This window comes from uncultured Thiothrix sp. (assembly GCF_937873765.1).
Classification (GTDB): Bacteria; Pseudomonadota; Gammaproteobacteria; order Thiotrichales; family Thiotrichaceae; genus Thiolinea.
In genome coordinates this window covers 1-12,502 of the sequence record NZ_CALMZC010000033.1, presented here as the reverse complement: position 1 = coordinate 12,502, position 12,502 = coordinate 1, and the positions used below count along the sequence as shown (strand labels likewise).

General features: G+C 44.8%; 15 protein-coding genes and 1 pseudogene. 6 read left to right on the top strand and 10 right to left on the bottom strand.

All coding sequences use genetic code 11. The annotated features are described in order from the left end of the window. Nucleotides 1-209: 209 nt before the first annotated feature. Nucleotides 210-332, top strand: a complete 123-nt coding sequence (locus Q0307_RS09120; protein ID WP_298659696.1) for a hypothetical protein — start codon at nt 210-212, stop codon at nt 330-332. A gap of 105 nt (nt 333-437) precedes the next feature. Here the strand turns inward: Q0307_RS09120 and cobU are convergent, their stop codons facing one another. Together cobU and Q0307_RS09110 are read right to left on the bottom strand one after the other, a co-directional pair. Continuing rightward, nucleotides 438-974 carry a bifunctional adenosylcobinamide kinase/adenosylcobinamide-phosphate guanylyltransferase gene (gene cobU, locus Q0307_RS09115; RefSeq protein WP_366936773.1) on the bottom strand — a complete coding sequence of 179 codons (537 nt, stop codon included), beginning with the start codon at nt 972-974 and terminating at the stop codon, nt 438-440. Then, a complete protein-coding gene (locus Q0307_RS09110) occupies nt 961-1,782 on the bottom strand; it encodes a transglycosylase SLT domain-containing protein (RefSeq protein ID WP_298659694.1) in 822 nt (273 codons plus the stop codon). Before Q0307_RS09110 ends, cobU begins: the two co-directional genes overlap by 14 nt. 244 nt (nt 1,783-2,026) lie before the next feature. Between Q0307_RS09110 and glnL the strand changes: the two genes are divergently transcribed. The 4 genes from glnL to Q0307_RS09090 all read left to right on the top strand — a co-directional run bounded on the left by glnL (nt 2,027) and on the right by Q0307_RS09090 (nt 6,340). Further along, nucleotides 2,027-3,103 (top strand): nitrogen regulation protein NR(II), encoded by a 1,077-nt coding sequence (gene glnL, locus Q0307_RS09105; RefSeq protein ID WP_298659692.1) that lies wholly within the window; start codon nt 2,027-2,029, stop codon nt 3,101-3,103. Continuing rightward, nucleotides 3,090-4,517, top strand: coding sequence for a nitrogen regulation protein NR(I) (gene ntrC, locus Q0307_RS09100; RefSeq protein ID WP_298659698.1), 1,428 nt, complete (start codon nt 3,090-3,092; stop codon nt 4,515-4,517). Before glnL ends, ntrC begins: the two co-directional genes overlap by 14 nt. Before the next feature lie 705 nt (nt 4,518-5,222). After that, nucleotides 5,223-5,924: a hypothetical protein gene (locus tag Q0307_RS09095; protein WP_298659690.1), complete on the top strand. Its 702-nt coding sequence runs from the start codon at nt 5,223-5,225 to the stop codon at nt 5,922-5,924. Further along, nucleotides 5,897-6,340, top strand: a complete 444-nt coding sequence (locus Q0307_RS09090; RefSeq protein ID WP_298659688.1) for a hypothetical protein — start codon at nt 5,897-5,899, stop codon at nt 6,338-6,340. The genes Q0307_RS09095 and Q0307_RS09090 overlap by 28 nt, the downstream gene beginning before the upstream one ends. Before the next feature lie 59 nt (nt 6,341-6,399). Here the strand turns inward: Q0307_RS09090 and glnA are convergent, their stop codons facing one another. The 7 genes from glnA to Q0307_RS09055 all read right to left on the bottom strand — a co-directional run bounded on the left by glnA (nt 6,400) and on the right by Q0307_RS09055 (nt 11,711). Next, a complete protein-coding gene (glnA, locus tag Q0307_RS09085; RefSeq protein ID WP_298659687.1) occupies nt 6,400-7,809 on the bottom strand; it encodes a glutamate--ammonia ligase in 1,410 nt (469 codons plus the stop codon). A gap of 172 nt (nt 7,810-7,981) precedes the next feature. Continuing rightward, the gene (locus Q0307_RS09080; protein WP_298659685.1) at nt 7,982-9,139 is read right to left on the bottom strand and encodes a cation diffusion facilitator family transporter; all 1,158 of its coding nucleotides are present in this window, start codon (nt 9,137-9,139) and stop codon (nt 7,982-7,984) included. Next, entirely contained in the window at nt 9,136-9,372 is a 237-nt protein-coding gene (locus tag Q0307_RS09075; protein ID WP_298659683.1) for a sulfurtransferase TusA family protein, read from the bottom strand. The genes Q0307_RS09080 and Q0307_RS09075 overlap by 4 nt, the downstream gene beginning before the upstream one ends. A 34-nt stretch (nt 9,373-9,406) precedes the next feature. Further along, nucleotides 9,407-10,366 carry a homoserine kinase gene (locus Q0307_RS09070; protein ID WP_298659680.1) on the bottom strand — a complete coding sequence of 320 codons (960 nt, stop codon included), beginning with the start codon at nt 10,364-10,366 and terminating at the stop codon, nt 9,407-9,409. Between the two features lie 10 nt (nt 10,367-10,376). Then, nucleotides 10,377-10,697, bottom strand: a complete 321-nt coding sequence (locus Q0307_RS09065) for a hypothetical protein (protein ID WP_298659678.1) — start codon at nt 10,695-10,697, stop codon at nt 10,377-10,379. A gap of 2 nt (nt 10,698-10,699) precedes the next feature. Beyond that, nucleotides 10,700-11,425 carry a TIGR00730 family Rossman fold protein gene (locus Q0307_RS09060; protein WP_298659676.1) on the bottom strand — a complete coding sequence of 242 codons (726 nt, stop codon included), beginning with the start codon at nt 11,423-11,425 and terminating at the stop codon, nt 10,700-10,702. A 43-nt stretch (nt 11,426-11,468) separates the two neighbouring features. Beyond that, nucleotides 11,469-11,711, bottom strand: coding sequence for a BolA/IbaG family iron-sulfur metabolism protein (locus Q0307_RS09055; protein ID WP_298659674.1), 243 nt, complete (start codon nt 11,709-11,711; stop codon nt 11,469-11,471). Between the two features lie 124 nt (nt 11,712-11,835). On the opposite strand from Q0307_RS09055, the gene Q0307_RS09050 reads away from it, so the two are divergent. Beyond that, nucleotides 11,836-12,312, top strand: a complete 477-nt coding sequence (locus Q0307_RS09050) for a Crp/Fnr family transcriptional regulator (protein WP_298659672.1) — start codon at nt 11,836-11,838, stop codon at nt 12,310-12,312. A gap of 1 nt (nt 12,313) precedes the next feature. Here the strand turns inward: Q0307_RS09050 and Q0307_RS09045 are convergent. Next, a pseudogene (locus tag Q0307_RS09045) lies at nt 12,314-12,502 on the bottom strand (hypothetical protein); the annotation flags it as partial.

Sequence of the window (12,502 nt, the reverse complement as noted above, 5' to 3'; positions counted from 1 at the left end):
TTTAAGTAGCTAACAAAAACAGGAGTTTAGAGTGGTTATTCAGTTGTTAGGATAGCTTATGAAAAATCCTCATTTGTAAAAAGCCAGTATTTTGTGTTTATATGTTATACTTAAATAATTGTGAAAAAGCTTTTATCTTCAATGGCTTATAAGCAACATTAGTTGTTTTTTGACCACAAATTTTGGTTAGAGGATTCAGGAGGTAAATTATGGCTATTGTCGTCGGTCTTATTGTGCTAGGTCTACTAGTAGGTTTTGTCTGTTACACCAGTCGTTGCACAGTGCGCAATAGTCGCGCTTTACCGAAAGAAATTGTTGACAAGCTCATGTAGCACTAGCTCTAACAATAAATTTTATCTTAAAGCATCCACCCGTATTTCAAACTCAACTCTGCCCGTTTTAAGCGGGTAGAGTTTTATTGATACTGTTGACTCAGTTCAAGTAGTTTTCAAAACTTGTGGTAAACCTGCAATCATAAAAAACACTTGCTGCATTTGGGCTGCCAAACGCTGATGTAGGCGTCCTACCTCATCTACATAACGACGAGTCAACTCACCTAAAGGTACAACACCCAAACCAGTCTCATTGCTGACTAGAATCAAATCACTCCTCAAGTTAGGCAGTACTGCATACAAAGCATTCAGCTCCATTTTTAAACGCTGTTCGCTGTCTTCAGTACAGAGTAAATTAGTAAGCCAGAGGGTGAGACAGTCTACTAAAAGTAAATGTTCAGGTTGTGCATAGGCTTCAAGAGTTGCTACCAAAGCTAAAGGTTCTTCAATAGTTAGCCAATGATTAGGACGATTAGCTTGGTGATGTCGAATGCGGGTCTGCATTTCTGTATCATGCGCTTGAGCCGTAGCGATATACACTACAGATTTTTGGCTTTGTAAAGCGAGTTGCTCAGCATATCGACTTTTACCCGAGCGCGCACCACCAAGAATTAAAGTTTGCATGGATTTAGTAGGTTTCATCAATCATCTGCGCAATATGCCAGAGACTTGGTACATATTCGACCGCAGCGCGTAGAGAAATATCTGTAGGTTTAGCTTGCTGCTTTTTATAGATGGCATGATAAAAGTTAGCATAATTCGGCTTAATCCCTTTCGCTTTTAATTCCGCCATTAAGCGTTTTACATTACCGGCTCCCCAGTTGTAAGCAGTAATAGTTAACAACCATGAATCAGATTCCGAATACTTGGCGACTTTCGCAAAATAAAAATAGTAGCGGCGCAAATGGAGTTGAGCGGCTTGTGTACTCAAGGTGGCTTTGCTACGAATGGTATTTGTACTGGATTTTTTAATCGCATTGGGTGCGTGATCTAAATTCCGAATCTCATTCACGACTTCAGGCACCATTTGCCAATAGCCATAATCGCCTGAAGGTGTGCCACTGGTTCCATGCCATTGTGATTCTAAATAGGGAATTAACAAAATGATTGCAGGCATTTGCTGCAAATCTACCTTTTTAATGAAAGTATAAGAGTTGGCATAGGCTCTTAAATAAGCATTACTGCCCTTACTATCCCGCCAAGTAATATTATTTGCGACTCGTTTACTGACTTTTTGAAAACTCTGTTTGCCTTTTCCACTTAAAGCATCAGTTAAAAAATACTGGAATAAAGCATGTTGATAGGCAGCGATTTTGCTCAGGCTAGGTTTAGTGGGAACAGGGATAGCTCGTTGCCAAGTAGCATCCGCTGCTTGTGACAGATTGGGCGCAGCATACAACCCGAGCAGGATTAAAACGCTAGCAAGCGAGGATTTAGAGAGTAAGGACATCACAGTATCAGTACTTATTGTAAGACATGGGCGCTATTGTGCCTAAGTTTAACTAAAAAAACGAAGTAGTGTCATTTCTAAAGTCAGACGAGTATAGGACAAGCTATGCACAGCCGATACTTAGTGATGCGCACTGCTTTAGTGCAATGTAAGTCCTGTAGATAGTGCCTTGCTGAGCCGTTTGGTCTTAGGCTCCATTGTTTGGCATTAATTTTGCAGTTTAATCGACATGGAAAAAATACGCATGAATTACGATAACCTAATGGATGTCATGGCCTGCGCGGTGGTCGTGTTGGACAAAAATCTATGCGTTTCTTATATGAATCAGTCCGCTGAGATGTTGTTTGGGCAAAGCTTGCAGCGCATGCGTGGGGTTAATATCACTTATTTGGTGCATAGCGATGTTTTCCATGCCCAGTTAAGACTCGCTTGGCAAATGAACGATCCACAAGCAGTCCGTGAGCAAGTCATGTATTTGCTCGATGAACAGCAAGTCACGGTCGATTGTATTATTACACCAGTTTACGAATATGAACCACGTAAAATTACGGGGCTATTGCTGGAATTACAGCGTGTCGATCGGCAAATGCGTATAGTGCGCGAGAAGCAAATACTCAATCAGCAGCAAGCAGTGCATGAATTAGTACGTGGTATTGCGCACGAGATAAAAAATCCTTTAGGTGGTTTACGTGGAGCTGCACAACTTCTTGAATCTGAACTAGAAAATCCTGAATTAAAAGAGTATACCCAGATTATTATTTCTGAAGCGGATCGACTTAAACGTTTAGTCAATGGCATGTTAGGTCCGGGTAAATTGCCTTCACGTGAGCCAGTGAATATTCATGAAGTTTTAGAATATGTGCGCCATTTAGTGGAGATCGAGGGCGCAGCGAATGTACGCTTCATTCGGGATTATGATCCAAGTATTCCTGAATTATTGGGTGATCGCGGTCAGCTCGTGCAGGTATGTTTAAATATTGTAAATAATGCAGTGCGTGCGGTTGGCGAGAGCGGCACGATCTGGCTACGTACTCGGGTGTTAAGACAGTTTACGATTCAACAACATCGGCATCGTCTGGTATTGCGTGCTGATATCTGTGATGACGGTGAGGGAGTTCCCCCACATTTAATCGATAAAATATTTTTACCGATGGTGAGCGGGCATGCCGATGGTAGTGGCCTTGGCCTTGCGATTGCCCAATCGTTACTGCGTCAACACGGTGGTTTGATCCAGTGTGAGTCAGTGCCGGGTTACACCTGTTTTTCAATTCTAATACCTCTAGATCGAGGAGAAGGTCCTGATGGAAATGAACCAGGCTGAGCATATTTGGATTGCGGACGATGATCGTTCGATTCGTTGGGTTTTAGAAAAGGCCTTACAAAAAGCTGGGATTAATGTACGCAGTTTTGAAGGTGCAGATCAAGTCTTAAATGCTTTGCGGATAGCAGAACCTGATGTACTCCTGACCGATATTCGCATGCCGGGTACAGATGGCCTGACACTCCTTTCCAAAATGCAAAGTGGTCATCCAGATGTGCCGGTGATTATTATGACTGCACATTCAGATTTAGACAGCGCAGTCTCTGCTTATCAAGGCGGTGCTTTTGAGTATTTGCCTAAGCCTTTCGATGTGAATGAAGCGGTTGATTTAGTCCGGCGTGCTTGCCGGATGCGTCAAGAAAGTCGAACGCATGTGGTCGGCGAATTAACAGCTGATGGTGCTTTTGCGGCTGGTGAAATTATTGGTAAAGCACCTGCAATGCAGGAAGTATTTCGTGCGATTGGGCGCCTATCCAAATCTAGCATTACTGTTTTGATTACCGGCGAATCAGGAACGGGCAAAGAGTTAGTCGCAAAAGCCTTGCACACCCACAGTCCGCGTGCGAATAAACCTTTTATTGCGCTAAACACGGCAGCGATTCCGAGTGAGCTTTTAGAGTCGGAGTTATTTGGGCACGAAAAAGGTGCATTCACCGGTGCTTATGCGCAGCGTAAAGGCCGCTTTGAGCAAGCCGATACTGGCACTTTATTTTTAGATGAAATTGGCGATATGCCTGCAGAGCTACAAACCCGCTTATTACGGGTATTAGCTGAGGGTACTTTTTATCGTGTAGGGGGGCATACACCGGTTAAAGTCGATGTACGCATTATTGCAGCAACACATCAAAATCTTGAGGATTTAGTTCGCAAAGGTTCTTTCCGTGAAGATCTGTTTCATCGCTTGAATGTGATTCGTATTCATAACCCTCCCCTAAGAGAGCGCCGTGAAGATATTCCGCTGTTATTAAAGTTTTTCCTCAGACGTGCGGCAGAGGAGTTGCATGTCGATGCCAAGCTGTTATCGCCCACAGTAACAACCTATCTGCAAGGTTTAACTTGGCCGGGCAATGTTCGTCAATTAGAAAATACCTGCCGTTGGTTGACTGTGATGGCTTCTGGTCAAGAGGTGGTAATGGATGATTTGCCAAGTGAGCTTCAAGAGCGTGAGCAGGCTAAAGCTGAAATCCCGGGTGATTGGGAAAAGGCTTTAGCTCAGTTTGCAGCACATCGTTTAGCCAATGGCTCAACCGCTTTCTTGGATGAAATGTATCCGATTTTTGAGCGTATTTTGTTGCAAGCGGCGTTAAATAAGACCGGTGGACGCAAAATTGAGGCCGCTGAACTGCTTGGGTGGGGGCGTAATACATTGACAAGAAAGTTGAAGGAGCTAGGGTTTGAGAAAGGAGAGCTGTGAGCTGAAATGGGTGGATAGATTTAGTAATTTATCGGCTTTTCACGTTGATTTGTCAGCTTTATACTTGCATAAATTTTCATTTTTTAGTCAAATCCTGCTATTCATCGGGATTTAGCTCACGATCATCTCTCCTTCTTGCGCGTTGTCTTAGTAAATCACTTATGTTCATCTAAATAGCAGAGTATTCCGATATTTTGCTATTTAACTGCAAAGTCGGTTCAAGACTTTGCATACTTAGCTTATATAACACTATAGTGGTAATTTTTTGTACTTATTAATAAGATTATTCATGAGTTAAATAAGTATAAATGTAAGCAAAATTACTAATAGAAGCAAATAGCGGAGGTGCTATCATGACATTAGGACTTATATCAGGGCTATTAAGTAATAAGTTAGGAGGTGGATATAATAATCAAGTTCAGACCCAACCTCAAACTCAAATACCTACACAGAGTAATCAAAATCAGTTTGACTTAAATGCTCTAGTTTCTGCATTCAATAGTGTTTATCAAACTGGTTTTAATGCAGGTAGTGCACAAAATAATACGGCCACAGTAAACAATACTACCAGTAGCTCTTCGCATCCGCAGCAAAACCATGTTAATTATAATAATCATATGTTTGGGGGTAATTCTAATACGGGGGTTATTCCTAATCTGGTAAGTGGAATTAATTCTGGTTCAACGGGTGGCAGCGGCCATACTCATGGAACAGGTGGCAGCATCGGCTCAACGGGTGGTAGTAGCGGTAGCGGCTATACACCTGGAACAGGTGGCAGTAACGGCTCAACCGGTGGTAGCAGCGGCAGCGGCTATACTCATGGAACAGGTGGCAGCACCAGCTCAACGCGGGGTAGTAGCGGACATGGCACAGGTGGTAGCACTGGCTCAACCGGGGGTAGTGGCGGCAGTGGCTATACTCATGGAACAGGGGGCAGCACTAGCTCAACATGGGGTAGTAGCGGACACGGCGCAGGTGGTAGTACTGGCTCAACCGGGGGTAGTAGTAGTGGTCATACACATGGAACGGGTGGAAGTACTGGCTCAACAGGTGGTAGTAGTGGCGGCGGCTATACTCATGGAACAGGTGGCAGCACCAGCTCAACGTGGGGTAGTAGCGGACACGGCACAGGTGGTAGCACTGGCTCAACCGGGGGTAGTGGCGGCAGTGGCTATACTCATGGAACAGGGGGCAGCACTAGCTCAACATGGGGTAGTAGCGGACACGGCGCAGGTGGTAGTACTGGCTCAACCGGGGGTAGTGGTGGCAGCAGCTATACTCATGGAACAGGTGGCAGTACGGGTTCAACGGGTGGTAGTAGCGGCAGCGCTGGTGGTAGCACTGGCTCAACCGGTGGTAGTAGTGGATCAGGTGGGTTATTGGGTGATCTGTTGGGTTACAAACTAAATTTTCTAAGTGGTCTACTAGGTGGTGGCCAATCCAACAGTGGGGGTATGATCGGTAATGTATTATCTGGTATTACAAGTGGTGGTACTCAAAACAGCTACAGTGGCAGCTCAGGTGGTTTCTTAGGGCCATTAGGACAACCCATTGGTATGGTTGCGCAAGGAGCGCATGGTCTTGCTGAAAATGCCATTAAAGCGACAGGTCTTGGTTCAATATTTGGACCTTTAGTCGATGATCCTATCATACACCCTTTACTATGGGATCCGATTTCTATGGCGACGGGTTATGATGTCAGCAAGCATCCTAATGGTGTTCCAGATGTTTCTGATCCTTTAGGGGTGCGTTCTGGGGGTTCAGGGCAAAGCGCTAGTGGCGGTTCAGGTGGTTTGTTAGGTGGTTTATTAAATATCGTCTAAGTACATCCTGAATAAAAAAAGGCCAGCATTGCTGGCCTTTTTTATACTGGGCTAACGCCTTAACAGCTATAGTACATATCGTATTCAACAGGGTGAGTTGTCATCCGGAAGCGAGTGACTTCTTGAGTTTTCAGTTCGATATAAGCGTCGATCATGTCATTTGAGAACACGCCGCCCGCTAATAAGAACTCACGATCTTTATCCAGTGCGTCTAAAGCCATATCTAGAGAGTGACAAACTTTTGGAATGAGTTTGTCTTCTTCGGGTGGCAGATCATATAAGTCTTTATCCATGGCTTCGCCCGGATGGATTTTGTTCTTAATACCATCTAAACCAGCCATCATCAGCGCTGCAAATGCTAAGTATGGGTTAGCACTTGGATCTGGGAAGCGAACTTCGATACGACGACCTTTCGGGCTAGATACGAAAGGAATACGGATAGAAGCAGAACGGTTACGAGCTGAGTAAGCTAACATAACAGGTGCTTCGAAGCCCGGAACCAAACGTTTGTAAGAGTTAGTGCCTGGGTTGCAGAACGCATTCAACGCTTTCGCATGCTTAATCACGCCACCGATGTAGTACAGTGCAGTTTCAGACAAACCTGCATAACCTTCACCGGCGAAAGTGTTGGTACCGTCTTTGGCTAAAGACATGTGCACGTGCATACCAGAACCGTTATCACCCACGATCGGCTTAGGCATGAAAGTTACCGTTTTGCCGTATTGATGAGCAACATTGTGGATAACGTATTTTTGACGTTGAGTCCAATCCGCACGCTTCACCATGGTAGAGAAACGAGTACCGATTTCACATTGACCTGCGGTTGCAACTTCATGGTGATGGACTTCAACGGGAACGCCTACTTCTTCCAGAATATTACACATGGTCGCACGAATATCTTGGAAAGAATCAACTGGTGGAACGGGGAAGTAGCCGCCTTTAATGGTTGGACGATGCCCCATATTGCCATCAGCGTATTCTTTGCCTGAGTTCCAGCCGGCTTCAACTGAGTCAACTTTCACGAAGCAACCGCTGGTGTCTGCCCCCCAACGTACATCGTCGAAAATAAAGAATTCTGGTTCTGGACCGAAGAAGGCAGTATCAGCAATACCCGTTGATTTTAAATAAGCTTCCGCGCGCATGGCGATAGAACGAGGGTCACGCTCATAGCCTTCCATAGTGGCTGGGTCAACGATGCCACAAGTGATGTTTAAAGTAACGTCTTGGAAGAATGGATCGATGAACGCAGATTCTGGATCTGGCATCAGGATCATGTCTGACTCATTAATGCCCTTCCAACCAGCAATCGATGAACCGTCGAACATTTTACCATCTTCGAAAATGTCCTCATTGAACTCGCTAATCGGCACAGACACGTGATGCTCTTTGCCACGAGTGTCAGTAAAACGGAAGTCAACGTATTTGACATCCTTTTCTTTAATGAGGTTCATGACGTCTTGTACAGACATGTTGTTGTCTCCTGAAATTGCAGAAATGGGTCAATGGTCAAATAAACCAGAAAAACTGTGTATGACATGCAAACACTATGCCATTTCCTAATGGCTTGTTTTCTAGCATAAATGGAAAACTAATTTTGCTCAAAAAGCACAATAATGATGCAATTAAAATTAATATGCACCATTATTGTTCTATCTCGGTGTAAAACTTGATGGCTCCTATATAGCCTAACTGTTCGCAAGCCCGCTTAAAGTCATTTAACAGTGCAGAGCTAGCATTTGGGTGCACATACACATCTAATTCGATTTTGCCATCTAGATAATGCAAACCTAATTTAAGTAACTGCGCTTGTAGCGGCTGTGACAAGGGATTGGCTTGTAAAACTTGGAGTAATTCTTGGCGGCTGGGTAACTCTATACTGACTTCGCCTTCTTCGTCATCTTCTGGATCAATATGCACGGTGACATCAGTGACTTCTGGAAAATGACTTTCGAGCTGGTGGGTGACGTATTCAGCAATTTTATGCCCTTCGGATACGCTAATATGTCGGGATACTTGGATATGTGCGTCCGCAAAGACATTTCCCCCCATTTTGCGGGTGCGCAGCATATGCACATTCTTCACGCCAGATAGGGTATGAATGTAATCAATAATTTTGTTGGATTCTTCTATTGATAAACCAGTATCGACCAGTTCACTCGTGCTTTCTAAGAGCAATTGCACCGCCATATAGAAAATCATCACAGCAATAATAATAGCGGCTACTGCATCCAACCAAGCATAACCTAGTTGTGCCCCACCAATCGCAGCAAGAACTAATACCGAAGAGAGTGCATCCGAGCGATGATGCCAAGCACTTGCTTTTAGCATCGGTGAGTGAATTTTTTGCGCTACTCGTACCGTATATTGATACAGTGCCTCTTTACCAACAATGGCCAAGGCTGCAAATAACATTGCACTCGCATCAGGAATCACCAAGGGGGTATCACCCATCAGACGTCCCCACGCTTTAAGCAGAATGACAACTGCTACACCCCCTAGCAGTAAGCCTAAAACGACGGTGGCTAAAGTTTCAATCCGCCCATGTCCATAAGGGTGATTCGCATCGGCCTTTTTCCCGGCATGATGCGCGGCAAATAGTACAATCACATCGCCGACTAAATCCGATAGAGTGTGCATTGCATCAGCAATTAAGGCTTGTGAATGCGTGATGATTCCACCAATGATCTGTGCAATCACCAGAACGATATTGACACCCATGCCCACAAAAGCGACACGCTGAGTAGTTTGTTGCCGCGTGTTTTCAGTCGGTTCAGGCGACTGCATGGGTATAGAGTTCATGTGGGTGTGCCAACCTGCAAGCTAATAATATAGTCGCGACCTTCTGTGTGGCTGTCTAATAAAGTATGTCCATGAATACGTGCCCAAGCAGGTACATCATGTAGAGCGCCCGGATCAGTGCAATACACAGTGAGAGTGTCACCAGCGGCTAACTGCTCAATCGTTTGTTGGACGCGAATCACTGGTAACGGGCAAAGCAAACGCCGTGCATCCAGAGTGATAGTTTGGGGCATACGAACTTCAGACTAAAACTAATTAAGCCGTGGATTATACAGCGGCTTGCCAACAAGCGCGAATCAAAGCTGTTTCAGTTTGGCGGTGTTCCAATTTTTGTCGGAATTCAAGAGGATTTTTCTGTAAAACGAGGCTACCTGCGCGTGGCTCAAGAATCGCGACTAATCGCGAGAGCCAAAAGCGCAAAGCTGCCGCCTCAAGCATCAATTGCCATTGCTCGGCTTCTAAATAAGTAAAAGGGCGAATTCGCTGATAAGTACTTAAACAACTGATCAGTCGTTCAGGGTCTAAAGCACCATTCTCAAAGCAGCACCAATCATTCACCACAATGGCTAAATCATATAGCCAGCAATCATTACAAGCGTAATACCAATCTAAGACCCCACTAAGCTGATTGTGGATAAACAAAGTATTATCGCGGAACAAATCAGCATGAATTAAACCTTGAGGTAAATTGGCTAGTTGAAGGGTTTGTTGGCGCTGTAGACTTTTGCTTAATATGGCGTGATCTTCAAGTTCCAGTAAAGGTAGTAAACGTTGTGCCGTTTGTAGGCGCCAGTTATGCCCACGATCCGGTGCACGCTGTAGTGGAAAGCTTTGTCCGGCTAAATGAATATTAGCGAGGAGTTCGCCTATCGCAGCGCATTGCTGCAGATTGGCTTGTACAAGTGTTTCACCAGCTAAGTGCCTGATTAGGGCAGCAGGCTTGCTTTTGCATTCACTGAAGAGTGAACCGGTACGGGTTGGAATCGGAGCTGCAATCGGTAAGCCAGCCTTAGCCATGTGCTGCATTACTTGGAGAAAATAACTCAGTTCATTGGGTGAGTGTTGCTCAAACAAAGTGAGAACATAGCGCCCTGAGCTAGTATTCACGAAGAAATTACTATTTTCTACCCCCGCCTCAATGCCTACAAAATCTTGCAACTCGCCCACAATATATTGACTCAAGAACATTTGTAGTTCTTGAGTATTGACCGGCGTAAACACAGACATGCTTAAGGATTTACCAAGAGAACACTTGCCAGCTAGGAATCATCATCTCATCGCTGTCACTATGGGCACTTTTAACTGAGTTTGAAGCCATATCTGAGCCGACCAAGCTATAACCCGCTCCACCATTCGCAGGCAGATAGTGCACCGTACTCGCAATGGCCTGTACTCGCTCCTCTTCAATCGTTGCAAAGCGATCTTGAGTGCGAATGGTTTGTAGTTTGACTTTGCCGTTGGCCTCTTCAGTAACACTTAGATCAGTTTCAGCGTGTATAATAGTAGAGCTAGCTAGCAAGCTTAAGGCTAGCAAATACATTAAGTGATTATTTTTCATTATTATAGCTCCATATAATTAGCGCTTTCTTCAGCTGAGGGGCCAGAAACATTGCGCTCGTAATGTTGGAAAATATAATCGACAATTGCATCCGCATCGTCGAGTAACACAAATAAATCTAAGTCTTGCGGTGAAATCGTACCTTCAGCGACTAAAGTCGCTTTGAACCACTCAATCAAGCCTTCCCAAAAGGGTGTGTGGACTAGCACAATCGGAATACGTTGGGTTTTACCAGTTTGGACTAAAGTCAGAATCTCAGCTAGTTCATCTAAAGTTCCAAAGCCACCCGGCATCACCACATAAGCGGAAGCATGTTTAACAAACATCACTTTACGCGAAAAAAAATGGCGGAAATATAAGGAAATATCTTGATAGGCATTTCCACTTTGTTCTTTAGGCAATTGGATGTTTAAGCCAATGCTCGGTGATTTACCACCTTGTGCCCCTTTATTCGCGGCCTCCATTAAACCGGGGCCTCCACCACTGACCACGGCAAAGCCTGCATCGGATAGTTTGCGGGCAATATCCACCGTCAATAAATATAATGGATGATCACGTGGTGTACGGGCTGAGCCAAAGATACTCACAGAGGGGCGAATGCGGGCTAGGCGCTCGAAACCTTCGACAAATTCCCCCATAATTTGGAAAATTTTCCAGCTTTCGCGGGCTAATTCCTTGTCGTCAATCGGACGTAAGACGGGGTGCTGTGCACGTGTTTCTTGATCCATAGCCTTAATTCTTCTTGTCTAAAATTGATGAGATTGTTAATGCTTAAGAGGCTGCCTTTTCTTCAGGGGTATAGGCCACAATCGTCAAAGCATGTAGTTGCCCTGAAGTAATGGCTTCATTCACGGCTGCATAAACGAGTTGATGCCGTTTTACTTTACTCAAGCCTTGAAAACTTGTGCTTACTATTTCCGCTTGATATTTATAACCATCGCCTTGCACCATAATTTCCGCTTCGGGTAGTCGAGTTTGGATGAGTTGTGTGACAGCCTCGTTACTAATACTCATGAAAAATCTATGCCTTTCATTGCTCAGAAGTTTGATTCAGCAAGGCTATAGGCAGCGCTTGCTCTTTTCTCGCTTATAGCGCATATAATGCCCTGAGTCTACTGTTTGGAAGTCAGGGAGTATCATGTCTAACGACGATTTAATCAGACAGGTACAGAATACCTGTGTGGAGTTTTGTGCTGCCTTAACACAAGATGAGGTTAGCAAGTTTGTCCACTATATGCGTCCTATGGAATTAGATCCTAATGAAATGCTCGCGGATATTGGTGATGTGGGTGCGAGCTTTTATATGGTGATTGGTGGTTCGATCCAATTATTCCAAGTGGATGGGAATGCCGAATATGCAGTGGGCACGATTTCCCCCGGCGGCTTAGTGGGTGAAATGTCCTTTTTTGATCGCCGCCCACGCACAGTGCGCTTAAAAACGGGTGAGTCGGGTGCACAATTGCTGGAAATTAAGCGCCAAATGTACAGCCGCCTGCGTATTGAAGAGCCGTTTATTTCAACGAATCTATTAGAGTTTGTGATTCGTAGCCTCGATGAGTTAGTTAGGGAGTTAAGTGCTAAACACGCTGATTTAAAGAAGCTCCTCGAAAGTTAATTCACTCACAGTCGGGTTCTTTTTCTTCCTCTTCAACCATTGGGGCAGAGGCTTCAGTTTGATTTTTGTTTTGAGTAGTTTCAGCGGCCGTGCTTGCTGTACTTGAGCTGACAGCTTCAGTAGTTTTAGACTCTTCTGGAGCTGGAGCTGGAGCTGGAGCTGGAGCTGGAGCTGGAGCTGGAGCTGGAGC